Consider the following 24,762-nt stretch of genomic DNA (forward strand, 5'->3'; position numbering starts at 1 on the left):
CCCCTCCCCAACTGAGCGACGGCGCCAGCGTGGCGTGGGAGGAAAGATCCCGACAAGGGCGCACCAGGGGGCGTGAAACCGGACCGCCCACCGCCCCGTGGGGACGGGCACGCGCCGTGCCCGTCCCCACGGGGACCGGACACGGCGCGCGGCCAACCGGCGATCAGCCGGCGATCACTTGTAGGTGATGTCGGAGGTGCTGTACTTGCAGTAGGTGCCGTCGGGACCGCTGCCGTTCTTCGAGGGCTCGTCGCCGTCGTCGTTCCCGATGTACTTCTGACACGGGACGATCTTCTTGCTGCTGTCCCCGACGATGGTGATGGAGCGCAGGGTCAGCGAGTCGCCGTAGTTGGTGTTGATCCCGCCGATGACCTTGCCCGGGGCGGTGATCTCGGTGTTGCTCACATTGATGGTGCGCTTGTACTGCGTCGAGCAGTTGCCACAGGACCGGACGAAGGTGGAGAAGTCCTGGCCGGCGAAGTTGGAGATGTTGAGCGTGCCGCCGCCGTTGAACTGGAAGATCTTGTCCTCGGCCTTGCGGGCACCGCCACCGACGACGTTGTACGTCTTACCGCTGCCGCGGAAGGTGGCGGCGTCCTCGCCGACGTCCTCCCACCACACGTTCTGGAGGGTGCAGCTGCCCTCGCAGTGGACGCCGTCGGCGGCCGGGGCGCCGAGGATGACGTTCTTCAGGGTGGCGCCGTCCTTCAGCTCGAACAGCGGGCCCTGGTCCTCGTCCTGGCCGTCCGAGCCGAGGTCGCCGGTGCCGTAGTAGCGCTTCATACCACCGTCGGTGGTCCCGCTGACGCTGATGGTCGTGCCGACCGCCTGGGTGCCGCTGGCCGAGGGCCAGGTGGCGGCGGAGGCCGTGGGCAGGGTCAGACCGGTGGTGATCGCGCCCGCGGTGAGGGCGACGGCACCGAGGGCGCCGGCCAGCGCCCGGTACCTGGTGTGTTGTTGAGCCATGTCGGATCTCCTTCCGGGGGATGTGCGGATTTCAGGGGGTGGTGATGGTCGGCCGCGGCGGGGTCGCCATCTTGTTGCCAATGAAGAAGCTGGGGTGCGGGGGCTGGTTGTAGGCGGTGTTCTGCCAGGCCAGCGCCTCGCGGTACTGCCGGTCGTGGAGCAGCGTGGTGATCTTCCGGTCGGTCTGGTACGGCGTGGAGTAGATCCGCAGCGCCTTGTTGTCACTGGTCGGCCAGACCACCTCCTCGCGCCAGTCGCCGAGGATGTCGCCGGACAGCGACGGGGTGGCCTTGGTGCCGTTGTTGGAGTGCACCCCGGACCCGGTGAGCAGCCGGGTGTCACCGGAGGTGCCGTACTTGTCGATATGCGTGTCGTCCAGCAGCTCGCGCACCGGATCGCCGTCCCACCAGGCCAGGAAGTTGATCGAGGACGGCTTGCGGCCCTTGGCGCCGCCGCCCTCGTCGCGGATCTGGTCGTCCCGCGCGGACCACATCTCGGCGCCGTCGCTGCCCGCCCAGATGTCGTCGGCCACCCCGCGCCCGTTGTCGCCGCCCGACGCGGTCGACCACAGCACCTGGCCGGTGCGGGCGTCGGCGAAGTACGAGCCCGGCTTGGAGGTGTCCTCGTCGACCTTGAAGTACTCCAGGCCCGCCCGGGACGGGTCGAGATCGCCGAGGTGGGCCGCGTCGCCATGGCCGTATCTGTTGGTCCACAGCCCGGCGCCGTTGTCGTCCACCGCCATCGAGCCGTAGACGATCTCGTCCTTGCCGTCGCCGTCCACATCGCCGGTCGCCAGGGCGTGGTTGCCCTGCCCGTCGTAGCCCTTGCCGGTGTTGGTGGAGCTGTTGGTGTCGAACGTCCACTGCCGGGTGAGCTGCCCTCCGCTGAACTTCCAGGCGGAGATCACGGTGCGGGTGTAGTAGCCGCGCGCCTCGATCAGCGAGGGGGTGGAGCCGTTGAGATACGCCGTCCCGGCCAGGAACCGGTCCACGCGGTTGCCGTAGGAGTCGCCCCACGAGGAGACGGTGCCGCGCGGCGGGACGTAGTCCACCGTGCTCATCGCGGCGCCCGTGCGCCCGTTGAACATCGTCAGATATTCGGGCCCGCTGAGCACGTAGCCGCTGGAGTTGCGGTAGTCGGCGGACGCGCTGCCGATGGTCTTCCCGGCGCCGTCGACCGTGCCGTCCGCGGTCTTCATCGCGACCTCGGCCTGGCCGTCGCCGTCGTAGTCGTACACCTGGAACTGGGTGTAGTGGGCGCCGGAGCGGATGTTGCGGCCCAGGTCGATCCGCCACAGGCGCTGCCCCTGAAGGGTGTAGCCGTCGACGATGGTGTTGCTGGTGACGCCCGACTGGGAGTTGTCCTTGGCGTTGGTCGGCTGCCATTTGAGGACGAAGTCCAGGTCGCCGTCGCCGTCCAGGTCGCCCACCGAGGCGTCGTTGGCCTCGTAGGTGTAGTCCGAACCGCCCGACGGGGGCGAGATCGCCACGTCGTAGTACCCGGGGCGGAACTGGACCGCGCTCGGCGAGGCGGGCTGCTCCACCCCGTTCACGATGGCGCGCACGGTGTAGTCCGCGCTGTTCGGGGCGTCCTGGTGGAGGTAGTTGGTGGTGGTGATGGGGGAGGAGTTGACCTTGACCGAGCCCCGGTAGAGGTTGAACGTCACATCGTCCGGGTCGGTGGCCAGCCAGCGCCAGCTGATCAGGTTGTCATCGCCGGTGTGCACGCTCACCAGCCCCCGGTCCAGCTTCTCCAGCTGGGCCGCGGCCACCGCTTTCGGGCTCGTGGCCCCGGCCGTCCGGCTGCCCGGCTCGGCGGCTCCGGAGACGTTCGCCAGGGTGGTGACGGTCAGCGCGGCCGCCGCGCATCCGGCGGCCAGCATCCGGCCGCGGGTCAGCGCCTTCCGGCCGGAGGCCGGCGCTGTCCGGCCGGGTGCTCCGGGCGGATGAGCGGGGGGCGGAGTGGGCGAACTGTCCCGAGAGCGCACGAGGTCCTCCAAGGCATGGGGGGAAGGTGTGCCCCCTAGTCGCCCCCTTGGCCGGAAAGGTTGCCGCCTTGGGGGCGACTTCTCGGGGGCGGGGCGAAACAGCCGAAACGGGGACGCCTCGGCCGCTACCGTCGAAGGGTGAAGGCCATTCGTCGATTCAGCGTGCGCCCCGTGCTTCCGGAGCCCCTGCGACCGCTCAACCGGCTGGCGCGCAACCTGCGCTGGTCCTGGCACCCCGAGACCCGCGAGCTGTTCGAGTCCGTGGACCCCGAGGGATGGCGGGAGACGGGCGGCGACCCGGTACGGCTGCTGGGCGCCGTACCCGTCTCCCGGCTGGCGGCCCTCGCCGAGGACCGCACCTTTCTGCGCCGCCTCACGGCGGCCGCGGACGACCTGCACGACTATCTGACGGCTCCCCGCTGGTACCAGGGGCTGACCGCCGCCCACCAGGGGCGGCCCGCCGCGGATTCGCCGTCCGGCGGTGGGGGTTCACCGTCCGGCGGTACGGGTTCGTCGTCCGGCGCCGGTTCGTCGTCCGGCGGTACGGGGTCACCGTCCGGCCCGCCCCTGCCCTCCGGGCTGCCGTCCACCGCCGTACCCTCCGCCGAGGACGGCGCCGGGCCGCCGTCCACCGCCCCCGTACCCTCCGCCGAGGCCCGTGACGAGCCGCCGTCCGGCGCGCACGAAGGGGGGACCGCCGCGCACGAGGGGTGGACCGCCGCCGAGGCCCGCGGCGGGCCGTCGCTGGGCTCGCTCGCACCGTCCGGTGAGGACCGGGCAGGGCCGCCGCCGGGCTCGGGGTCGCCGCCGGGCTCCGGGCCGCTGCCTGCCGGACCGCGGCCCGGCGGGCCCGCGCCCTCCGTACCGCCGCCGGGCGGGCCGGTGCCCTCCCCGCTGCCTGCCGCGATCGCCTACTTCTCGCCGGAGTTCGGGATCACCGCCGCCCTGCCCCAGTACTCCGGCGGCCTGGGCATCCTCGCCGGTGACCACCTCAAGGCCGCCAGCGATCTCGGCGTGCCCCTGATGGGCGTCGGACTGCTCTACCGCCACGGCTACTTCCGCCAGTCGCTCTCCCGCGAGGGCTGGCAGCAGGAGCACTATCCGCTCCTGGACCCCGACGAGCTGCCGCTCACCCGGCTGTGCGAGGCGGACGGCCGGCCCGTCCGGATCCCGCTCACCCTGCCCGGCGGCCGCCCGCTGTCCGCACGCGTGTGGCTCGCCCAGGTGGGCAGGGTGCCGCTGCTGCTGCTCGACTCCGACGTGGAGGAGAACGGCCACGGCGAGCGCGATGTCACCGACCGGCTCTACGGCGGTGGCAGCGAGCACCGGCTGCGTCAGGAGATGCTGCTGGGCATCGGCGGTGTGCGCGCCGTGCGCGCGTACTGCCGGCTGACCGGCCACCCCGAACCCGAGGTGTTCCACACCAACGAGGGGCACGCCGGTTTCCAGGGCCTGGAGCGCATCCGCGAACTGATGGCCGACGGGGCGGACTTCGATGCCGCCCACGAGGCGGTGCGGGCCGGGACCGTCTTCACCACCCACACCCCCGTCCCCGCCGGTATCGACCGCTTCGACCGCGAGCTGGTGGCCCGCCACTTCGGCGCCGACGCCGAGTTGCCCGGGATCGAGGTCGAGCGCGTCCTCGCCCTCGGCATGGAGACCTACCCCGGCGGTGAGCCCAATCTCTTCAACATGGCCGTGATGGGGCTGCGCCTGGCCCAGCGCGCCAACGGCGTCTCGACGCTGCACGGCCGCGTCAGCCGTGAGATGTTCGCGGGCCTGTGGCCGGGATTCGACGCCGAGGAGGTGCCCATCACCTCCGTCACCAACGGGGTGCACGCCCCCACCTGGACGGCGCCCGAGGTCACCCGGCTCGGCGCCCGCCGGTTCGGCCCCCTCTCCGACGGCGAGCTCTGGGAGCTCCGCCGCACCCTGCGCAAGCGGCTGGTCACCGAGGTCCGGCAGCGGCTGTACGACTCCTGGCGGCAGCGCGGCGCGGGCACCGCCGAACTCGGCTGGATCGACGGGGTACTCGACCCCGACGTCCTCACCATCGGCTTCGCCCGCCGCGTCCCCTCCTACAAGCGGCTCACCCTGATGCTGCGCGACCGGGACCGGCTGATGGAGTTGCTGCTCCACCCCGAGCGGCCGATCCAGATCGTCGTCGCGGGCAAGGCCCATCCGGCCGACGACGGCGGCAAGCGGCTGGTCCAGGAACTCGTCCGGTTCGCCGACGACCCCCGGGTCCGCCACCGCCTGGTCTTCCTGCCCGACTACGGCATGGGCATGGCCCAGATGCTCTACCCCGGCTGCGACGTCTGGCTCAACAACCCGCTGCGCCCGCTGGAGGCGTGCGGCACCAGCGGCATGAAAGCGGCCCTGAACGGCTGCCTCAACCTCTCCGTCCTGGACGGCTGGTGGGACGAGTGGTACGACCCGGACTTCGGCTGGGCCATCCCCACCGCCGACGGCGACGCCATCGACGACACCCGCCGCGACGACCTGGAGGCCGCCGCTCTCTACGACCTGCTGGCACAGCGGGTCGCCCCGCGCTTCTACGACCACGGCCCGGACGGCCTCCCCGGCCGCTGGATCGACATGGTCCGGCGCACCCTCACCACCCTCGGCCCCAAGGTGCTCGCGGGCCGCATGGTGCGCGAGTACGTCGAGCGGCTCTACGCCCCGGCCGCCCGCTCCCACCGCGCCCTGACTCCCACGGCGGCCGCCGGACTGGCCACCTGGAAGGCCCGCCTGCGCGCCGCCTGGCCGGACGTCGCGGTCGACCACGTCGAGGCCCAGCTCACCCCGCCCGCGCCGGGCGGCGCCGCCGAACTCGGCTCCACGCTCTCCCTCCGCGTACGGGTGCGCCTGGGCGGCCTGGACCCGGCGGACGTGGCGGTCCAGGCGGTGGCGGGCCGCGTCGACGACGCCGACCGCATCACCGACCCCACCCCCGTCCCCCTCAAACCCACCACGGGTCCCGATCCCGGGGGCCGCCACCTCTACGAGGGCCCCCTCGCCCTCGACCGCACCGGCCCCTTCGGCTACACGGTCCGCATCCTCCCCGCCCACCGCCTCCTGTCGCACCACGCCGAACCGGGCCTGATCGCCGTCCCGTCGGAGACGACATCCGAAGCCGCCGGAGTCCTGATGCGCTGAGCAGGTGACGGCTAGACTGACGGTGGACCGTGGAGCACGGGGGAGTGTTGCACTCATGTCCGACGTCATGTGGTGCACGGAAAAAGCCGGCCGGACGGCCGGAATTGCCGCGGTCCCGGAGAGCTCTGTTCTCCGTAGCACGCATTGAGATCTTGGACGTCGGCAGGACCTCAGCTGACCACCATACGAGGTGGTCGGGCTGAGCCTGCCGGGCCATCGGTTCGACCACCCGACGTGAGGGGTGTGAGAACTGGTGGACTGGGACACCGTCACCCTGCTCGTGCTCGCCGCCTTCGGCCTGGCCGGGCTGATACTGACCCTGGCAGCGGAGCTTCTGTCCAAGGTCCCGGCCGTCATCGAGGCGTGGCGCCGGGTGCGGAGCACATGGCGCGGAGGCGACGACGGCTAGGCGGTTTCGTTCGGATCATGGTCAGTTCCTGGCTGGGGAGCCTTGACACGGGCTGGGAGCCGTGTACACCGTTCCCCCGGCTCGTCCGAGCCGGCCAGGGCCCAGGGCCCACGGCGCCGCTTCTTCACGTGAGGTTGTCCCATGAGTCATCTCGCCGATCGTGCCGCCATCCACGATCTCAACACTCGTTACGCGGTTGCTTTCGACGGCTTCCGGCTGCATGAGTCCTCCGGCTGCTGGGCCGAGGATGGCGTCCTCGACGAACGCGAGACCGGCTTCGGCCTGTTCCAAGGGCGCGAGGCGATACGCGACTTCTTCCGCGACTCACTCTTCGCCCATGCCCGCAACGTCATCCACGTCATGTTCAACCACCTGGTGACGGACATCGAGGGCAACCGCGCGGCGGGGAGTGTCTTCTGTCTCGTGGAAGTGGTGAAGAACGACGGCGGTTACGTTCGCTCCCACGTCAAGTACGAGGACGAATACGTTCGCGTGGACGGACAGTGGAAGTTCGGCAGCCGCGTCATCAAGCCGTCCTTCCCGGGCGCCCCGTCATGATCTCAGGGAAGTTCCCTCTGGGTCACCTTGCGGACCAGAGGAAGATGCCTGCGATGTGATGCCGGTGGCTTCGTGCGCGGACTCGGCTTGACCCTCACGTCGCGTGAGGCTGTTGGGTGGGGCGCATGAGCGACTACTACAACGCGTTCGAGATGAGTCCCGTGCCCGCTCCCGGTCCGGACGCGGTTCCGCCGGAGCCGTTCCGTGGCATCTATGGAATGCCCGCGTTCGTGACGATCCCCACGAGCGATCTGGCGGCGTCGGTGGACTTCTGGGTGCGTGGGCTCGGGTTCTTCGAGCTGTTCAGCATCCCCGGCGGCGTTGTGCATCTGCGCCGGTGGGCGTTCCAGGACGTACTCCTCGTCCCGGCGGGGAGCGTTCCGGAGCGGGCACCGGCGATCAGCGTCAGTTTCGCGTGCGTGCTCAGCGAGGTCGATTCCCTTGTCGGGGCCTGCCGCGCGGTGCGCCCGGACTCGGTCGACGGTCCACGGGACACTCCCTGGAACACCCGCGACGTGGAGGTGATCACCCCCGAGAACGCACGGATCGTTTTCACCGCGGCGAAGCCCTTCGACCCGGCCAGTCAGGAGGCGCGGAACCTTGAAGCCGTCGGCATCACGGCACCGGGCGTCGGGCGCGGCGACAATGAGGACCATGCCTGACGCAATCGACGCCGATGGCCTGACCGTCGGCCAGGTCTCGGCGCGTCTGGGCGTGACCGTCCGCGCGCTGCACCACTGGGACGAGACCGGTCTGGCGCGGCCGTCGCTGCGCACGGCCGCCGGATACCGGCTCTACACCGCCGCTGATCTGGAACGCCTGCACCGCATCGTCGTCTACCGCGAGCTCGGCCTCGGCCTGGACCGGATCCGGGCCATCCTGGACGACCAGGCGGCGGACGTGCCCGGCGCGTTGCGCGCGCAGCGCACCCAGGTCGCGGAACGGATCGACCGCCTCCAGCAGCTCAGCGCCGGCCTGGACCGGATGATCGACGCCCACGAGCGCGGCCTGCTGCTGACCGCCGAGCAGCAGGCCGCGATCTTCGGCCCCCAGTGGAACCCGGACTGGCCCGCCCAGGCCCGTCAGCGCTACGGGGACACGACGCAATGGCGGCAGTACGCCGAAGCCGCAGCCGGTCGCGGTCCGCAGGAATGGCAGACCGTCGCCGACGCCGTCACCGACCTCGACCGCGCCCTCGGGGACGCGATGGACGCCGGCGTCACACCTGGCAGCCCAGAAGCGAATCAACTCGTCGAGCGGCACCGCGAAGTCTTCGCTTCGTACTTTCCCCTCACCCGGCAGATGCAGGTCTGTCTCGGCCGCATGTATGAGGCCGACCCGGGATTCGCCGCCCACTACGACGGCGTCCGCCCCGGCCTCGCCACGTGGTTCCGCCGCATCATCGACGCCAGCGCACGCGCCCACGGCATCGACCCCGACACCGCGACCTGGCAGTAGCGCGCGGGCCCGGAAGCCCGCGCCCGTGGGGGCGTCCGACGCCGTCACAAACCCGGAGGTTCTCCTGACGCCGGACCCTGTGACCTCGCCCGGCGTCACACAGATGACGGTCCCTGCGCCTGAAACTCCCTGGTGGGCACGGCGTGGTGCCATGCGGCATCACGGACCTGACAGGCGCGGACCACCGCGTTTTTGCTCCTTGGGTGCGTAACGCGTCAGCGACTCGCGCGGGACGACGACGAATGCCTCCGACTTCTTGACGTCTCGAAGCTGGGTGCGGTGCTTGGAGTCGGTTAGCGGCGATCCGTCGTAGGGATCTCAGACGGCCAGTTCGGGGTCGAGTGAGGCGGCGGTGGCCGGGGCGAGCCAGACGAGCTGTGCGGTGACCGCACCCCGGGAGAACCACGCCTCCGCGCGCTCGGCCGAGGCCAGCACCAACCGCTGCCCCGGCCCCACCACTTCGGTGCGCCCGTCCTCGTAGGCCATACCCCATGCCGCGATCTCCACGTCGGCTTCTCCGGTGTCCTCGTACGGGTGGATGCGCGCTACGGCGAAGAGACGGGGCGCGGTGGCGAGGGCGAGTGCGCGGAGCTCTTTGCCGAGGTCGAAGGGGGCGGATTCGGTTCCCTGCGGGGGTGCGGCGGTCATGGTGAGTCTCCTTACCGGGAGGTGGAGTTGATCGCTTCGGGGCCAGGCGCGCCAAATCGGCGACGACAGTGGTCGACTCGGAGTGGTCTGCCTCACAGCGTAGAGCAAGCTCTAGAAGAATTTCTATGTTGTGTTAGATGATCTTCTAGTTGTTGTGGATGTGCGTTCGCGGCACACTGTGCCCAGGTGCGAGAGGGAGGGCCGATGCCACCGAGGGACGTACTGACCGTCCGGCAACGCCGCTTGGGGGCCGAGCTGCGAAAGCTGCGTGAACGCGCGGGCCTTTCCTCCACTGCGGCGGCTGTGCTCAACGGCGTCAACCAAGCACGGATCAGCAACCTCGAGGCTGGTCGGTATGCGGTCAGCGCCGAGAGGGTGCGCACGCTGGCGCGCGGTTACGACGCTGCCGACCCGGCGCTCATCGATGCGTTGGCGGCCATGGCCGGTCGGCGAGAGCGTTACTGGTGGGAGGACTACCGGGATGTCCTGCCCAAGGTGATGCTCGATATCGCCGAGCTGGAGCAGGATGCCTCGGGCCTGCGGGTCGCCTTGGCCGTCCACATTCCTGGCCTGCTGCAAACCGTGGATCACGCCCGCGCGCTCTACCGCGAGACGGTCCCGGCTCTGGAACCGTATGAAGTGGAGCACCGTGTCGCGTTCCGTATCCGCAGACAGGGCATCCTTCACGGCGAGCGTCCGATGCCGTACAAGGTCATCATTCACGAGGCCGCTCTGCGGCTGGGCTGTGGTGGGCCGAAGGTGGCCCGCGCACAGTTGGAGCACCTCATGGCCATGAGCGAGCGCGACAACATCACCGTGCTCGTCATTCCCTTCGGCCGTGGCTCCTTCCCCGGGTCCGGCCAACCGATCGATTACGTATTCGGTCCCGTGCCCCAGCTCGATACGGTGACGCTGGACTCCGATCACGGTTGCGAGTTTCTGGATGCGGAGGCTCAACTGGCGAAATACCGGTCCGTCCTGGACCGGCTGGAGGAGACCGCGCTGACTCCGGAAGCGTCGCGCGATCTGATGCGCCGCGTCGCTCTCGACGCCTGAGAAGGGAACCGTACGTGTCTGAATGCCGTTGGCAGAAGTCCTCCTACAGTGTGGAGGGGTCCAACTGCCTGTATGTCGCAGCGGGGGAGCGCGACACGATAATGCTCCGCGAGAGCGAACAGCCCGAGGTCGTCCTGTCGACCACCCGGGCGCACCTGAGAACCTTCATACGCGCTGCCAAGGCGGGCCAGCTCGACCACGTTACCGAGTGCTGACATTGGCTGAGGCTCGCATCCGTATCCGATGACGTGGACCCGGATGGTGATCTATGAGCGGCTCAGACTGGCCCTTGCGCGTGCGATCAGACGGTGTGCCTGGGCTCCGTAGGCGGCGGACTCGCTGAGCCGTTCCCACACGCGTTTGTACAGGGCGACATCATCCGCCGACTCAAGATGCAGCTCGGTGTTAATCGTTTCGACGATCACACGCTCGTCGTCGAAGATCCAGAAACCGTGCTTGGGCGTGAGTTTGAGAGGGGCGCCGAGTGGGATGACGCCGAATGAGACGCGGCTCATCCCGATGATGCCGACGAGCCGGTCAAGCTGTGCCGCCATCACGTCGCGGGGGCAGACCAGGGCGTGGAGTACGCCCTCCCAGATGAGGATGTCGAAGCGCTTGTCCGGTTCGTAGAGAACCTCCTGCCGCTTGACCCGCGCCCGTACCGCCTCTTCGGTGTCCCGCGGCGTCCGCATCAGTTCGGCGTTCTGCAGCAGCAGGCAGCGGGCGTACTCCGGAATCTGCAACAAGCCCGGGACGACAGTGGCCTCGTAGCCCTGGAGGGTCGAAGTCCGGCGGTATTCAACGACGTATTTCTCCTGTACGCCGCGATGGCCGGCAGCGAGTTGGCGCCGCCACGATCGCTGCTGTGATTCGAGTCCGCGTAGACGTGCCTTCAGATCCTCGGCCTCGGAGCGAGCGCCAACCGCACCGGCCCATGCGTCGAGGTCTCTGGCGGTGGCGGTCTGTTTGCCGTTCTCCAGCCTTGAGACCTTCGAACGCTGCCAGCTGAGTCGGGCCGCCAGTTCCTTGCCGTTGAGACCGGCCTCGGTGCGCAGCTCCCTTAGCCGCGCACCGAGGGCGATACGGCCGACCTGAAAGTCAGTGCTCACACAGACGACGGTACCTGTGCCTGAAACTTCCTGGTCGGTACGGCGTGGTGCCATGCGGCATCACGGACCTGACAGGCGCGGACCACTGATTCCGCGTCCTCCAGGACGTGCACGCCGAGCGTCGTTCCCGCACTGTCGATGACGAACTTGATGACGGAGCGGGAATCGAACAGCCAGAAGTCATAGTCCGGCAGACCGATACGTGCCGCGTCCGACCGGAAGAGATTCCGGATGTCCTCTCCGGCCTCGACGTTGCCGAGCCCGGATGCGAGCAGGAACCGTTGCCCCTCTGTGGGAGGCTGATCCACCAGCCGCACTCGCTCGTAGCGCTTGCCTCGCATCGTCTGTTCGCGGACGTTGGCGTGCCAGGGGCTGTCCGGGTCGTAGCCGAAGGTCTCCCCACGCTGGAAGCGCGGCCAGTTGGGACTGGCGAGGTCGGAGGCGTAGCCCCGCTGTGTCTCAAGCCGCCATGCGGTGTGCTCGAATTCATCGAAGAAGTGCGAGACGTCGTCGAAGGGAATGAGGTTGGGCACGTTTTCTACTCCTTGGGTGCGTAACGCGTCAGCAACTCGCGCGGGACGACGACGAATGCCTCCGACTCCTTGACGTCTCGGAGCTGGGCAAGGTGCTTGGAGTCGGTGAGCAGATCCCCCTGGACGACAAGATCGCCCGTTTCTTCGATCTCGTACAGCGTTGGACAGTTGCCGTGCTCGGACGTTGTGCCGAGGAACCTCAACGCCATGGCGTTCCCCCTCCTGTCGGAAGTCGATCAGGTCATCAGAATGTCGCGGATAACGTCGGCGTGTTAGCTGATTGCGCGGGATTGCGGCTGTCATTCACCCCTGCGTGTCGCTCTTGGCTTCTCTGGGTGCGCGGAAGCCGGTAGTCGTCAGGTATGTCGCTGGACACGAGAGGGCGGGCTGGTCCATGAACCGGGCACGGCGTCCGGTACCAGCCCGTCTGGCCACGACAGCGACCCGCCCGAGCTCGTCGAGCAACTTCCAGCAATCGCGTTGAGCAGCCATGAGTGCGCTCCGTAGCGTCTACGTCACCCACTCGCACGGAGAAGTTGGCAGCCATGAGAATCACCGATGAGGCCATCGACGGCATGCGTTCCGAGCGTCACCGCGCGGCCGGAGCCGAGGCGAGAGCCGTCGCTGAACTGCTTCGCGAGGCGCTGGGCCGTCTCGGTTTCATCCCGGACGTGGCCGTGCCCCACGGAGAAAAGGACGAGGCTCTGTGCTGGCCGGTTCTGCGGGGTGAGGTGACGGTCTCGGGGCATCCGATGGTGGCTCTGGGACGTATTCCGCTGGATAGCGCGAATCGGCTCGTGGACATTCTCATGCGCGCCGCGCTGGAGGAGCGGACCAAGAAGGCCACCGCTCGGTGAGCCGTTTCTGAGACCCCCGTCCCGGCTGGACCGGAGCCCTGGCAGGTCGAGCCCAGCGCGGAACGGGTGCATGTGCACGACGGCGCGAGGAGGGTCCTCACGCTGACCGCACCGGAGGGAATCATCTCGATGCGCTTACGTGGATTCAAGGCTGTTGTCCGCCAGGACCCGGAGGACGACGGGCCGACCGAGGGCGGCCAGCAGGGCGGATGTGGCGACGGTGACGGCTGCGGCCGGCGGTAGGTACGTGAGCTGGACGGGCGGCCCTCACCTCGCGTGGGGGCCGCTCTCACCGAGAGAGCGAGTACATGCACCACCACGGCTACACCTGGTTCGGGTCCGCACACGAGTTGCTCAAGGACGGCCCCCGGCGCCCCTCGCACCTGGAGTTCAGGTCCAGCAGGGTCGTGCCCCTGGAATGCGCCCACTGGCTGCTCAAGCCGGCCTCTTTCGTCCAGGGGACATGGACCGATCCTCGGCAGGCGGCCGAGTGGTTCGGCCGGCAAGTGCGGTCGCACGCCGCATCGTTCGCATCCCAGCACGACCGTGAGACCGCTCCCCGACTCGCCGACGCGGTCGGCGGCAGGGCCGAACGGGTGGCGCGTGGCGAGGATGTGGTCGGCGGCTGGTATCTGACAGGGCAGAGGTTCCTGTCCGTATGCCTGATCGCGTGCGATCCGCACCGCCTGCGGCCCGAGATTCCCTGCCCGGCCGCCACCACCTCTCCGTGACGGCGGTCCGGACGGTGAGCCATGAGCGGCTCAGGCGCGGCTCAGGCGGTGTCGCGCGGGACGTAGCTCTCGATGCGGTCGATCACGACCGACACGGCCTGGCGGTACGCGGTGCTCGATCGGCGGATCTGTGAGAGCAGCATGCCGCCCTGGATGGCGGCCAGCAGGGCGGTGGCCAGGGCGGCGACGTCGGCGCTGTCGCTCAGTTCGCCGCGTGCCTGCATGCGGGCCAGTCCCGATCTGATGGGCGCCTCCCACCGGTCGAAGGAGGCGGCCAGGTCGGTCCGGGCCGAGGGGTCGGTCTCGGCGAGTTCGCTGGCGAGCGATCCGATCTCGCAGCCGCCCGCGCAGCCCATGGCGTCCTGCCGGTCCGCCGCCCTGTCGCACCACTCGCGGAGGGCCTCGATGCTGTCGAGGCTGTCCAGCAGGGGGCGCTGCTGGTCGAGTTTGGTGTCGGTCTGGTAGTCGATGACGGCCAGGACCAGGCCCTGCTTGTCGCCGAAGTAGTGGTAGATCTGCGACGCGCTGACGCCGGCGGCCGCCTGGATGTCCGGGATGCTCGTGCCTCCGACGCCGCGGTGGAACATCAGCTCCGCGGCGGTCTCGATGATGCGGTCCCGGGTTTTCCGGCCGGGCCCGGTGAGCCGGCGCTGTCCTGGCCTTTCGGTGTCCACTGGCGCGTTCATGCGGGCACCGTACCAAGGTTGGAATTGACATTCCAATCGTGCGGCGCATATCTCTGGAGAGCTCATTCCAACTTCCCGCGCGGTCCTCTCGCGGCCCATCGAAAGGCGCCCTCATGTCGCTCGACCCCCAGATCGAGATCCTGCTCGAGCAGATGGCCGAAGCAGGCGGGCCGGCCCCGGAGAGCCTGACCGTCGGAGAGAACCGTGCGGCCGCGAGCGCCTTCACCGCCCTGGCCGGTGACCCCGAGCCGGTCGGCGGCGTGCGCGACACCACCGCGGCCGTCGACGGTCGCGAGATCCCGGTCCGTATCTACCGGCCCGCCGCACCGGGCTCCGGGCCTCTTCCCGTGACGGTCTTCTTCCACGGCGGCGGATGGGTCTTCGGGGACCTGGACAGCCAGGACCAGATCGCCCGCATCATGACCAACCGATCCGGCACGATCGTGGTCTCCGTCGACTATCGGCTGGCGCCCGAGCACCGCTTCCCGGCCGCGCTCGACGACGCCTACGCCGCCCTCACCTGGGTCGCCGCCAACGCCGGCGGCTTCGGGGGCGACGGGGAGAGGATCGCGGTGTTCGGCGAGAGCGCCGGTGGCAACCTCGCCGCGGCCGTCGTACAGGAGGCACAGCGGCGCGGCGGGCCGCGCGTCGCGCTCCAGGTGCTGGCATACCCGCCGGTCGACCGGTTCGACGACAGCCCCTCCATGTACGAGAACATGGCCGGACCGATCCTGACCCGCCCGTGGCTGGAGTGGTTCTGGGGCTGCTACCTCAGCACGCCGGACCAGGGCGCCGACCCGCGCGTCTCGCCGGCGCGCTCGGAGGATCTGGCCGGGCTCCCGCCCGCCGTCGTGGTCACCGCCGAACACGACCCGCTACGGGACCAGGGCGACCGGTACGCGCGGAAGCTCGCCGAAGCCGGTGTGCCGGTCACCCACCTTCCGGTCGAGGGCGCCACCCACGCGCTGCTCTCGTTCACCGGGTCGGTGCGGCTCGCCCGGGATGTTCTCGACCGGCTCGGAACCGCCGTGGCCGCGGCGTTCACGTACTGAGGCCGTAGTGCGCCCTCGTCGCCGCCGGGGCCGGGGCGTTGTGGGCGCGGCGGTAGGCCAGCGGGGACAGGCCGAGGTGGCTGTAGAAGTGTTTGCGCAGGGCCACGGGGTCGCCGAAGCCGCTGGCCGTGGCGACGCGGGCGACGGTCAGGTCGGTGGACTCCAGCAGGTGACGGGCTTGCGCCAGGCGGCGCTGCAACAGCCACTGGAGCGGGCTGGTGCCCACCTCGCCGCGGAACCGCCGGGTGAAGGTGCGCACGCTCATGTGCGCGTGCCGGGCCATGTCCTCCAGCGTGAGGGGTTCGGCCAGCCGGTTCAGGGCCCACTGCCGGGTGGCCGAGGTGGAGCGGTCGGCGTCCTTCGGCACCGGGTGTTCGATGAACTGTGCCTGTCCGCCCTCGCGCCACGGCGCCACGACGCACCGGCGCGCCGCCGCGCCTGCCACCGCCGCCCCGTGGTCCCGGCGGATCAGATGCAGGCAGGCGTCGATGCCGGCGGCCCCGCCGGCCGAGGTCAGGATGCGCCCGTTGTCGATGAACAGGACGTCCGGATCGACCTCCACGTGGGGGAAGAGCCGCGCGAACGCGTCGCACAGCGCCCAGTGCGTGGTGGCGCGCAGGCCGTCCAGCAGCCCGGCCGCCGCGAGCAGGAACGCCGAGGTGCACAGGCTGACGACGCGGGTTCGCGGACCGATCCGGGCGAACGCGGCGGCGACCTCCCCGGGCAGCTCGCCGGTGGCGAGGAGGTGTTCCTCGGGCTCCTGGGTGGCGATCACCACGGTGTCCGCGGTCTCCAGGAGCGACTCGTCATCGTCGACGACGATCCGGAAGCCCTCGTTGCTGCGGATCGGCCGGCCGCCGGGCGAGCAGGTCGTCACCGAGTACAGGGGTGCGCCGGACGGGTCGCGCGCCTGGTCGAACACGCGGGCCGGGATGCCCAGGTCCATGGTCAGGACGCCGTCGAGGGCGAGAACGGCAACACGGTGCGTCATGGCCCGAAGGGTACTGGCCCGGATGCCGCTGGCTCGAATGGTACGACTGATGGCCTTCCGGCCACTCACCGCCTTCGTCGCGGCGGGGCGAAGCTGAGGATCACCGGGCCCCGGTCCGGACCGAAGGAGATACCCGAGCGACACAGAGCGAGGAGAGCATGAGCGAGCACACCATGCGCGCCGTCACCATCAGCGAGTGGGGCGGACCGGAGGTGCTGAGCGTCGGAGAGGTCGCGCGCCCCGAACCGCTGCCGACCGAGGTGCTGGTGCGCGTGCACGCCGCCGGGATCAACCCGGTGGACTGGAAGACCCGCGCCGGCCAGGGCATGGCGGGACTCCAGACGCTGCCGCTGATCCTCGGCTGGGACGTGTCCGGCGTCGTCGAGGAAGTCGGCTTCGGCGTCACCACGCTGGCGCCCGGTGACGAGGTCTACGCCATGCCGTGGTTCCCCCGCCCGGCCGGTGGTTACGCCGAGTTCGTCACGGCGCCGTCCCGCCAGTTCGCGCGCAAGCCCGCCTCGATCGGGCACACCGAGGCCGCGGCCCTGCCCCTCGCGGCGCTCACCGCCTGGCAGGCCCTGGTCGACACGGCCGAGGTCAAGGCCGGTCAGCGGGTGCTGGTACACGCCGCGGCCGGCGGCGTCGGGCACCTGGCCGTGCAGCTGGCCAAGCACCTCGGCGCCGAAGTGATCGCCACCGCCCGTGAGCCCCGGCACGCGTGGCTGGGGGAACTGGGCGCCGACGAGACGATCGACTACACCCGGCAGCGGTTCGAGGACGTGACCGGCGAGGTCGATGTCGTCATCGACCTGATCGGCGGGCTGGACGCCACCGACGTGCGGTCGGTTGCGGTGACCCGGGCCGGCGGCCTGGTCGTCTCCATCCCGAGCGGTGTTTCCGAGGAGCTGGCCGCCGCGGCCGGGCAGGCCGGAGTGCGCACCAGCCCGCTCCTGGTCGAGCCGGACGCCGCCGCCCTGACCACCATCGCCGGCCTGGTCGACTCCGGCGCGGTCCGGGTCGAGGTCGAGCGCACGTTCGCCCTGGAGCAGGTCGCCGAGGCACACCGCCTGGGCGAGACCAACCGTACCCGCGGCAAGCTCGTGCTGGACGTGGCGCGGTGACGGAGACGACCGCACTCGTGATCGGCGGCACCGGCGCCATGGGCTCCCGGGTCGTCCGCGCCCTCGCCGCACGGCCCGGCACCACCGTACGGGTGCTGACCCGGGACCCGTCCTCGCGGCGGGCGCTCACGCTGGCCCGGGACACCCCCGGCGAGGTGCGGCTGGTCCGCGGTGACCTGGACGGCGAACAGTCGCTGAAGGAGGCCCTCCAGGGGGTCGACCACGTCTTCTGCAACACCGACTTCTTCGCCACGGCCAGCCCGGAGAGCGAGTACGCACAGGGGCTGAGGGCGCTGCGCGCGGCACGGGAGGCCGGGGTGGACCGGTTCGTCTGGTCGTCGCTGGACAGCGCCGCGGTCCTCACCGACGGACGGATTCCCGTCCCGCACTACGACGCCAAGGCCGCGGTGGAGGCCCGTATCGCACTGCACCGCTCCGAGGAGGCCATGCGGCAGGAGACCGACGGCTGGTTCTCGCGGCACGTCGCCGTCCTGGTGACGGCACCCTACTTCGAGAACCTGTACGACCTGGCGCCACGGCGGACCCGGCTGCCCGACGGGCGGGACGGTCTGCTGTTCACCCTGCCGCTCGGCGAGGCCGGCCGGTGGCCGCTGATCGGACTCGATGACATCGCCTGGTTCGCCCGCCATATGGTCGACCACTGGGACGACTGGGCGGGCCGGACGCTGCGCGTCGCCGCCGACAGCCTCACCGGTGCGCAGATCGCGGCGACGTTCGAGCGCGTGACCGGGGTGCCGAGCGCCTACCAGGCGGTGGAGCTGGACGAGTTCAGCCGATCCCTGCCCGGAATCGGTCACGACCTGGCCGCCATGTTCGCGTTCTTCCAGGAGTACGACCTGTTCTCCCGGGACCGGGACCCGCGGGCGCTGCGCGCCCTGCACCCCGGGCTGGCCACCTTCGCCGACTGGCTGACCGCCACCGGATGGGATGGCTCCGGCCGGAGCGGAGGTTGAACACGGGACGAACATTGCATGAGAGGCAGGCCACATCGGCCCCCGGCGCGCCATGGGCACATACATTCGCCCCCTGAGGCCATTGCATGTACGGGGGAAAAAACCATGAAGTGGCTGGAACAGCTCATGGCGCCCGAGAACCTCCTGGCGCTGCTCGGTGTCGTCGTCACGGTCGGGGGGCTTTCGTACGAGCGGCTGATCCCGGGGCGGAAGCGGATCGGCTACCGCGTGCAGATGGACACGCTGATCGACGACACCCGCCAGGACGGTCCGGCTCATCAGCGGCTGCGGATGCTGGAGGACACCCCGGACCTGGCCGGGGCCTCGCTGGTGCTGCTGCGGATCGAGAACGACGGGTTCCGCAGCATCGACGCCGACGACTACATCACGGCGCCGTCGACCGAGCACCGCGGGCTCACCGCCACCTTTCCCCAGCGCGTCGTCCAGGACGTGGCCGTGACCGAGCCCAGCCATCCGGATCTGCTGCGGCACCTGCGGCAGCGGGGGACTCCGGAGCGGCCCGGTCTCATCTACGAGGGACACCAGATCTCCCTGCCGAGGGTGCCGCTGAACAAGGGGGATCACTTCAAGCTGCTGGTGCTGCTGACCGGCGCCGGGACCGACAAACCGCCGCATGTGGGCGGACGGATCAAGGAGGGGCGGGTCCGGAACAACGAGAAGTTCCGGCGGCCCAGCAACCGGGTGCTCGGGCTCATCGGGAGCCTGCTGGCCCTGCTGATCCTCCAGTCGTTCGGTACACCGCTGCTGCGGGACGATCCGCTGCCGCGCGGCTGCGCCACGGGCACGTTGACGATCGTCGGATCGACGGCGTTCGCACCGGTGGCCGAGGATCTGCGCGGGGCGTACCAGAGTGACTGCCGGGGCGCCGTGGTGACGGTGGCGGCCCAGGGGAGCGGGCAGGGGGCGGGGACGCTGCGGGCCGCCGGGGAGGCCGCCAAGGGCGGGTTCCCCGCGTACCTCTCCTTCTCCGACGGTCCACAGGGCAACGGCGATCAGCGGCTGAAGGAGCACTTGGTGGCCGTGTCCGTCTTCACCCTGGTGCTGAACAAGGACGTCCGGATGACGAACCTGTCTCTCACCGATCTGCGCAGGGTGTACGCGGGCGAGATCACCAACTGGAAGCAGCTCCCCGGCGGGCCCGATCTGCCGGTCAGGCTGGTGAGCCGGGACGCGAACTCCGGGACGCGCAAGGTGTTCGAGAAGCGCCTCCTGAACCGCAACGAGCTCTCCCGGACGTCCGACGACTGCCGCAGCCCCCAGTTCCGCCACGACAAGGTGGTGCGCTGCGAACTCGGCGGCACCCCGGAGGTGGTGAGGACGGTGGCGCGGACGCCGGGCGCCATCGGCTACACCGAACTGCGCCACGCCGAGGTGCGGGCCGCGCACGGCGATGTCGACCTGCTGGACCTGGACGGTGTCCGCGCCTCCGTCGACGCGGTGAAGGAGCGGACGTATCCCTTCTGGGAGCCCGAGTACGCCTATACGTACACCGCGCCCCCGGACAACTCCCTGACGTCCAAGTTCCTCGACTACATGGCGGGGGACACCGGACGGAACCTCATCGAGAAACACGGCCATCTGCCGTGCTCCGTACCGGAGAACCAGAACGCGTGCCGGCGGGCCGACCGAGGGCGGTAGCCGGGGGCCGGTGGCCGGGGACGGAACACAGCGGTGCCCGGGGCGCGAGGCCCCGGGCACCGGCGAGTGTTCCGCGGTGAACCGCGCGGGGACTACTTGACGTTGACCCCGGCCCAGGCGGCGTCCACGCCCTTGTACTCGGCGCTGTCGGCGCCGTAGAGGTCCTCGGCGGCCTTCAGCGTGCCCTCACGGGCCGCGTGGTAGTCGGTGTTGGAGGTGAAGTACGTGGTCAGGGCCTTGTACCAGATCTGCTCGGCCTTGTCCCGCCCGATGCCCTCGACGGTGGAGCCGTCGGAGGTGGGGCTGTCGTACTGCACACCGTTGATCTCCTTCGCGCCGCTGCCCTCGGACAGCAGGTAGAAGAAGTGGTTGGCGACACCGGAGGAGTAGTGCACATCGAGGTCGCCCACGCTGTCGGACCACTCGTCCGCGGACTGGCCGTCCTTGCTGGGCTTGTCCTGGTAGCGCAGCGGGGTGCCGTCGCCGTTGATGTCGATCTTCTCGCCGATGAGGTAGTCACCGACGTCGGTGGCGTTGTCGGCGTTGAACTCGACGGCGGTGCCGAAGATGTCGGAGGTGGCCTCGTTGAGGCCGCCCGACTCACCGCTGTACTCCAGGCCCGCGGTCGCGGAGGTGACGCCGTGGCTCATCTCGTGCGCCGCCACGTCGAGCGCGGTCAGCGGGGCCTTGTTGCCCTCGCCGTCGCCGTAGGTCATGCAGAAGCAGCTGTCGTCCCAGAAGGCGTTGACGTAGCTGTCGCCGTAGTGCACGCGGGAGTACGCGCCCTTGCCGTCGCCGGCGATGCCGTCGCGGCCGTGCACCTTCTTGTAGTAGTCCCAGGTGGCGGCGGCGCCGTAGTGGGCGTCGACGGCGGCGGTCTGGGGGTCGTCGGGCTTGCCGGTGCCCCAGTTGTCGTCGTCGTCGGTGAACGGCGAGCCCTCGCCGCTCTCCTGGTTCTCCAGGTTGGTGGTCTTGTGGCCGCCGCGGTCGGCGTCGGTCAGGGTGTAACCGTCGCCTTCCTTGCTGGTGCCGAGCTCGACCGAGCCGCTGTACTCGCTCTCGCCCTTGCCGTTCTTGATGCCCTGGTACTCGTAGAGCTTCTTGCCGGTGGCGGCGTCGGTGATGACGTGCAGCTGGTTCGGGGTGCCGTCCTTCTGGACCCCGCCGACGACGGTCTCGTAGGCGAGCACCGGCTTGCCGGTGGCGGCCCAGATCACCTTGCGCGGGGCCTGGTCGGCCGCCGCCTGGGTGGTGTCGTCGGCTTGGGCCGCCTTGACGGCGGCCTTCGCCGCGGCGCTCGGGGCGATCCCGGCCGAGGTGGAGGCGACCTTGATGGTGGCCTTGGTGGCCTTGGTGACGGACTTGACGTCACCGCCCTTGGCGCGGTGGACGACCAGGTCGCCGCCGAGGACGGGCAGCCCGTCGTAGGTGCGGTCGTAGCGGGTGTGGGTGGTGCCGTCGACGTCCTTGATGACGTCCTTGACGACCAGCTTCTCCTTGGCGCCGAGACCCAGCGACGTGGCGGTGTCCGCCGTGGTCGCGGTGGCCTCGCGCAGCAGCTCGGCGCGGACCGAGGCGGTGAGCGCCGCGGGCTGGGCGCCGGCCTTGGCGCTCGCGCCGTCGGCCGGTGCGGCACCGGCGGTGCCGGCGGTCAGTCCGGAGGCGAGCAGGGCCGCCGCGGCGACGGCGGTGCCGGCCGCGATGGCCGAACGGCGCTTGCCGGACGTGGTTATGGGCATGCGGAAGGTCTTGCGCACGCGATCTCCTCGTTGCTGTGGGGGGTCAACGCCGGGCTGCGGGGAAGTGCGGCCCGGTGTTGAACAAGAGGTACTGATGCGTAATGCGTGGGCAGACTGTCACACAAGTCCGGTACATGTCACGGGTTTCACGGCGGGTCCAGGGGAAAATGTTCGTTGAATGCTGATCAATCTTCGGATACCGGACAGTCGAGAGCGGCCGCGCACGCTAGAGAGGCGCCGCCAGGGGGAGTCGGGTCGACCCCTGGCGGCGCCTGTTCATGGGGAGCTCGGACGCTCCGTCAGAAGGTCAGCTTCCAGCTGTTGATAGAGCCGGTGTCCGCCGCGTACAGGTCCTGGACCTGGAGCTTCCAGACTCCGACCGCCCTCTCGGCGGACGCGTCCACGGTGTACGTGGTGCGCACGTCGTCCGCCGAGTCGAACAGGCTGGAGTTCTTGAGCCGGTAGGACGTACCGTCCGGGGCGATCAGGTCGATCACCAGGTCGCCGCGGTAGGTGTGCACGATGTCCACGCCCACCTGGAGGTCGGCGGGCGCGTTGCCGGCCCGGCTCACCGTGATCGGCGAGGTGACCGGCTCACCGGCGTCCGGAATGGAGACGTCCGCGGTGTTCTCGAAGACGTTGCCGCCGCTGGTGTTCACCGTCCAGCCGAAGGACGCGGTGCCGCTCTCGCCGGTCGAGTCGGTCACCGTGACCGTCACCGAGCTGGTGCCCAGGGCGGTCGGCGTGCCGGAGATCAGCCCGGTCGAGGAGTCGATGGCCAGGCCCGCGGGCAGCCCGGTGGCCGCGTAGCTCAGCGCCCCCGGGTTGGAGCTGGTCGCGGTGATCTGGAGGCTGGTGGCCTGGTCGACGATGCTGGTCTGGTCGCCGGGCGGGGTGACGGTGACCCCGTCGGCGATCCGGGTGCCGACGTTGACCCCGGCCCAGGCGTTGGCCACCGCGTTGTACTGGGCGCTGCCCTGGCCGAAGAGCTCGCCCGCCGCCCACAGCGTGGCGTCGCGGGCGCCCGCGTAGTTGGTGCTGGAGGTCATCCGCTGGCTCAGCGCCTTGAACCAGATCTGCTCCGCGTTGTCCCGTCCGATGCCGGTGACCGGGAGGTTGTCGGAGGTCGGGCTGTTGTAGCCGACGCCGTTGATGACCTTGGCGCCGCTGCCCTCGGACAGCAGGTAGAAGAAGTGGTTGGCGATGCCGGACGAGTAGTGGACGTCCACGTTGCCGACACCGGAGTACCAGTTGTCCTTGGACCTCCCGTCCTTGCTGGGCTGGTCCATGTAGCGCAGCGGGGTGCCGTTCCCATTGATGTCGATCTTCTCGCCGACGAGGTAGTCCCCGGGGTCGCTCGCGTTGTCCGCGTAGAACTCGACCGCGGCGGCGAAGATGTCGGAGGTGGCCTCGTTGAGCCCGCCGGACTCACCGCTGTAGGTGAGGTTGGCGGTGGCCGCCGTGACCCCGTGGCTCATCTCGTGGGCCGCGACATCGAGGGAGGTCAGCGGCTTGGCGTTGGCCGAGCCGTCGCCGTAGGTCATGCAGAAGCAGGAGTCCTGCCAGAACGCGTTGACATAGCCGCTGCTGTAGTGGACCCGGGAGTACGCCCCGACACCGTCGCCCCTGATGCCGGTGCGGCCGTGGACGTATCGGTAGTAGTCCCAGGTCTCGGCGGCGCCGTAGTGCGCGTCCACCCCGGCGGTGGCGGCGTCGGAGGTGGTGCCGTCGCCCCAGACGTCGTCGGCGTCGGTGAACAGCGTGCCGGTGCCCGAGGTGGAGCGGTTGAGGTTGTACGTCTTGTGGCCGCCCCGGCCGGAGTCGGTGAGGTTGTACGAGCCCGCGCTGCCCGAGGTGCCGAGGGTGACCTCGCCGCTGTACTGGCTGTTCCCGGTGCCGGTCTTGACGCCCTGGAACTCGAACAGCTTCTTGCCGGTGGCCGCGTCGGTGATGACGTGCAGCTCGTTCGGGGTGCCGTCCTCCTGGAGGCCGCCGACGACCGTCTCATAGGCCAGCGTGGGCGTGCCCTTCGCGGCCCAGATCACCTTGCGGGGCGCCCGGTCGGCCGCGGTCTTCCGCGACCCCTGCGCGTTCGCCGCCCGCACGGCGGCCTTCTCGGCGGTGGCGGGCGCGACGGCGGCGGTGGTGGTCGGGACGGACACCCGGGCCTTGGTCGCCTTGGCGACGGTCAGCGGCGCACCGCTCTTCGTGGCGTCGACGACCAGATCGCCACCGAGGACGGGCAGCCCGGCGTAGGTGCGCTCGTAGCGGGTGTGGGTGGTGCCGTCGGCGTCCTTGACGACGTCCTTGACGACCAGCTTCTCCTTGGCACCGAGCCCGAGATCCTCGGCGGTCGCGCCCTTGGCGGCATCGGCCTTGGCGATCAGCTCGGCGCGCTGGGCGGGGGACAGCTTCGCGGGGAGGGCGCCGGGGTCGGGCGCGCCGGATATCGTGCGGGCGGCGGGGCGGTTGGCCGCGTTCCCGGCGGAGTCGTCCGGGCGGGCGGCGGCGGTACCGCTCTGGAAGCCGACGCCGATCATCGCCGCCGCGACGACCAGCGCACCGGTCGCGATGGCGCGCCGGCCCGGGGCGCGACCGGAGGTGCGGCTGCCGGGTCTGAGGTGCCGTTGGGGGAGAGGTCTCACGCTGACTCCTTCTGCGCTGGCCGCACGGTGGCACGGCCGGGACGACCGGGCGGCTGGGTCGCCGTCCGGGCAGGGCGTGGCAGAACGGGGTACCTTCCCCTGGCGTTACCGGGTGCGCCCTGGCGCAGGTGCGCGACGGGGCGCGGCCGCGGTGCGACCGGGGGTTTCCCTGGCGTTACCGGGTGCGCCCTGCCGCGGACGTACGACGGGGCGCGGCCGCGGTGCGACCGGGGGTTTCCCTGGCGTTACCGGGTACGCCCTGCCGCAGACGTACGACGGGGCGCGGCCGCGGTGCGACCGGGGGCGTGGGGGGGATGGCTTGAGGAGCAGCCTCATTCTGTGGGGATGCCGCACCTCGGCCGAGGGAAGCGTGCCACCGGTGGACTACACCTGTCAGGACCGCGACAAAAAGTTGACCGGAAAG

At 70.2% G+C, this 24,762-nt stretch carries 23 protein-coding genes; 13 read left to right on the forward strand and 10 right to left on the reverse strand.

Translation table 11 applies throughout. The features are described from left to right. Positions 1-174: 174 nt before the first annotated feature. Positions 175-966 carry a pectate lyase gene (locus tag N6H00_RS27560; RefSeq protein ID WP_268974510.1) on the reverse strand — a complete coding sequence of 264 codons (792 nt, stop codon included), beginning with the start codon at positions 964-966 and terminating at the stop codon, positions 175-177. A gap of 31 nt (positions 967-997) precedes the next feature. Then, positions 998-2,848, reverse strand: coding sequence for a rhamnogalacturonan lyase (locus N6H00_RS27565; protein WP_268974511.1), 1,851 nt, complete (start codon positions 2,846-2,848; stop codon positions 998-1,000). A gap of 243 nt (positions 2,849-3,091) precedes the next feature. On the opposite strand from N6H00_RS27565, the gene glgP reads away from it, so the two are divergent. From glgP to N6H00_RS27590, 5 genes are all read left to right on the forward strand, one after another. Next, a complete protein-coding gene (gene glgP / locus N6H00_RS27570) occupies positions 3,092-6,112 on the forward strand; it encodes an alpha-glucan family phosphorylase (protein WP_268974512.1) in 3,021 nt (1,006 codons plus the stop codon). Between the two features lie 253 nt (positions 6,113-6,365). Next, positions 6,366-6,521: a hypothetical protein gene (locus N6H00_RS27575; protein ID WP_268974513.1), complete on the forward strand. Its 156-nt coding sequence runs from the start codon at positions 6,366-6,368 to the stop codon at positions 6,519-6,521. A gap of 141 nt (positions 6,522-6,662) precedes the next feature. After that, positions 6,663-7,079 carry a nuclear transport factor 2 family protein gene (locus N6H00_RS27580; protein ID WP_268974514.1) on the forward strand — a complete coding sequence of 139 codons (417 nt, stop codon included), beginning with the start codon at positions 6,663-6,665 and terminating at the stop codon, positions 7,077-7,079. 125 nt (positions 7,080-7,204) lie between these two features. Next, entirely contained in the window at positions 7,205-7,741 is a 537-nt protein-coding gene (locus N6H00_RS27585) for a VOC family protein (protein ID WP_268974515.1), read from the forward strand. Continuing rightward, positions 7,734-8,537 (forward strand): MerR family transcriptional regulator, encoded by an 804-nt coding sequence (locus tag N6H00_RS27590; RefSeq protein WP_268974516.1) that lies wholly within the window; start codon positions 7,734-7,736, stop codon positions 8,535-8,537. The genes N6H00_RS27585 and N6H00_RS27590 overlap by 8 nt, the downstream gene beginning before the upstream one ends. Before the next feature lie 318 nt (positions 8,538-8,855). Here the strand turns inward: N6H00_RS27590 and N6H00_RS27595 are convergent, their stop codons facing one another. Beyond that, on the reverse strand, positions 8,856-9,185 hold the full coding sequence (locus tag N6H00_RS27595; protein WP_268974517.1) for a hypothetical protein: 330 nt from the start codon (positions 9,183-9,185) through the stop codon (positions 8,856-8,858). A 204-nt stretch (positions 9,186-9,389) separates the two neighbouring features. Here N6H00_RS27595 and N6H00_RS27600 point away from each other — a divergent pair, with 204 nt between their 5' ends. Together N6H00_RS27600 and N6H00_RS27605 are read left to right on the forward strand one after the other, a co-directional pair. Continuing rightward, positions 9,390-10,241, forward strand: coding sequence for a helix-turn-helix domain-containing protein (locus N6H00_RS27600; protein WP_268974518.1), 852 nt, complete (start codon positions 9,390-9,392; stop codon positions 10,239-10,241). 14 nt (positions 10,242-10,255) lie between these two features. Continuing rightward, positions 10,256-10,456, forward strand: a complete 201-nt coding sequence (locus N6H00_RS27605; protein ID WP_268974519.1) for a DUF397 domain-containing protein — start codon at positions 10,256-10,258, stop codon at positions 10,454-10,456. Between the two features lie 51 nt (positions 10,457-10,507). Here the strand turns inward: N6H00_RS27605 and N6H00_RS27610 are convergent, their stop codons facing one another. Genes N6H00_RS27610 through N6H00_RS27620 form a run of 3 tightly spaced genes read right to left on the reverse strand, consistent with a single transcriptional unit; the run spans position 10,508 to position 12,092 of the window. After that, positions 10,508-11,350: a helix-turn-helix domain-containing protein gene (locus N6H00_RS27610; protein WP_268974520.1), complete on the reverse strand. Its 843-nt coding sequence runs from the start codon at positions 11,348-11,350 to the stop codon at positions 10,508-10,510. Next, complete coding sequence (locus tag N6H00_RS27615) at positions 11,347-11,883, reverse strand: DUF6879 family protein (RefSeq protein WP_268974521.1); 537 nt, start codon at positions 11,881-11,883, stop codon at positions 11,347-11,349. Before N6H00_RS27615 ends, N6H00_RS27610 begins: the two co-directional genes overlap by 4 nt. A gap of 5 nt (positions 11,884-11,888) precedes the next feature. Next, a complete protein-coding gene (locus N6H00_RS27620) occupies positions 11,889-12,092 on the reverse strand; it encodes a hypothetical protein (RefSeq protein WP_268974522.1) in 204 nt (67 codons plus the stop codon). Between the two features lie 336 nt (positions 12,093-12,428). On the opposite strand from N6H00_RS27620, the gene N6H00_RS27625 reads away from it, so the two are divergent. Next, positions 12,429-12,740, forward strand: coding sequence for a hypothetical protein (locus tag N6H00_RS27625; protein ID WP_268974523.1), 312 nt, complete (start codon positions 12,429-12,431; stop codon positions 12,738-12,740). 308 nt (positions 12,741-13,048) lie between these two features. Further along, the gene (locus N6H00_RS27630) at positions 13,049-13,471 is read left to right on the forward strand and encodes a hypothetical protein (protein ID WP_268974524.1); all 423 of its coding nucleotides are present in this window, start codon (positions 13,049-13,051) and stop codon (positions 13,469-13,471) included. A 41-nt stretch (positions 13,472-13,512) separates the two neighbouring features. Here N6H00_RS27630 and N6H00_RS27635 read toward each other — a convergent pair whose 3' ends face one another. Next, the gene (locus tag N6H00_RS27635; protein ID WP_268974525.1) at positions 13,513-14,157 is read right to left on the reverse strand and encodes a TetR/AcrR family transcriptional regulator; all 645 of its coding nucleotides are present in this window, start codon (positions 14,155-14,157) and stop codon (positions 13,513-13,515) included. A 113-nt stretch (positions 14,158-14,270) separates the two neighbouring features. Here N6H00_RS27635 and N6H00_RS27640 point away from each other — a divergent pair, with 113 nt between their 5' ends. Beyond that, a complete protein-coding gene (locus N6H00_RS27640; RefSeq protein WP_268974526.1) occupies positions 14,271-15,209 on the forward strand; it encodes an alpha/beta hydrolase in 939 nt (312 codons plus the stop codon). On the opposite strand, the gene N6H00_RS27645 is transcribed toward N6H00_RS27640, so the two are convergent. Beyond that, the gene (locus N6H00_RS27645; RefSeq protein ID WP_268974527.1) at positions 15,199-16,200 is read right to left on the reverse strand and encodes a GlxA family transcriptional regulator; all 1,002 of its coding nucleotides are present in this window, start codon (positions 16,198-16,200) and stop codon (positions 15,199-15,201) included. The two genes, N6H00_RS27640 and N6H00_RS27645, sit on opposite strands and share 11 nt — an antisense overlap. A gap of 158 nt (positions 16,201-16,358) precedes the next feature. Between N6H00_RS27645 and N6H00_RS27650 the strand changes: the two genes are divergently transcribed. The 3 genes from N6H00_RS27650 (at position 16,359) to N6H00_RS27660 (ending at position 19,954) form a co-directional block, all read left to right on the forward strand. Next, complete coding sequence (locus N6H00_RS27650; protein WP_268974528.1) at positions 16,359-17,321, forward strand: NADP-dependent oxidoreductase; 963 nt, start codon at positions 16,359-16,361, stop codon at positions 17,319-17,321. After that, positions 17,318-18,295 carry an NmrA/HSCARG family protein gene (locus N6H00_RS27655; protein WP_268974529.1) on the forward strand — a complete coding sequence of 326 codons (978 nt, stop codon included), beginning with the start codon at positions 17,318-17,320 and terminating at the stop codon, positions 18,293-18,295. The genes N6H00_RS27650 and N6H00_RS27655 overlap by 4 nt, the downstream gene beginning before the upstream one ends. Positions 18,296-18,400: 105 nt before the next feature. Continuing rightward, on the forward strand, positions 18,401-19,954 hold the full coding sequence (locus N6H00_RS27660) for a substrate-binding domain-containing protein (protein WP_268974530.1): 1,554 nt from the start codon (positions 18,401-18,403) through the stop codon (positions 19,952-19,954). 92 nt (positions 19,955-20,046) lie between these two features. Here the strand turns inward: N6H00_RS27660 and N6H00_RS27665 are convergent, their stop codons facing one another. Together N6H00_RS27665 and N6H00_RS27670 are read right to left on the reverse strand one after the other, a co-directional pair. Beyond that, entirely contained in the window at positions 20,047-21,693 is a 1,647-nt protein-coding gene (locus tag N6H00_RS27665) for a M4 family metallopeptidase (RefSeq protein ID WP_268977139.1), read from the reverse strand. A gap of 299 nt (positions 21,694-21,992) precedes the next feature. Beyond that, complete coding sequence (locus N6H00_RS27670; protein WP_268977140.1) at positions 21,993-24,233, reverse strand: M4 family metallopeptidase; 2,241 nt, start codon at positions 24,231-24,233, stop codon at positions 21,993-21,995. Positions 24,234-24,762 lie beyond the last annotated feature (529 nt).

It is taken from the genome of Streptomyces sp. S465, assembly GCF_026898115.1.
In the GTDB taxonomy this organism is placed as follows: Bacteria; Actinomycetota; Actinomycetes; order Streptomycetales; family Streptomycetaceae; genus Streptomyces; species Streptomyces luomodiensis.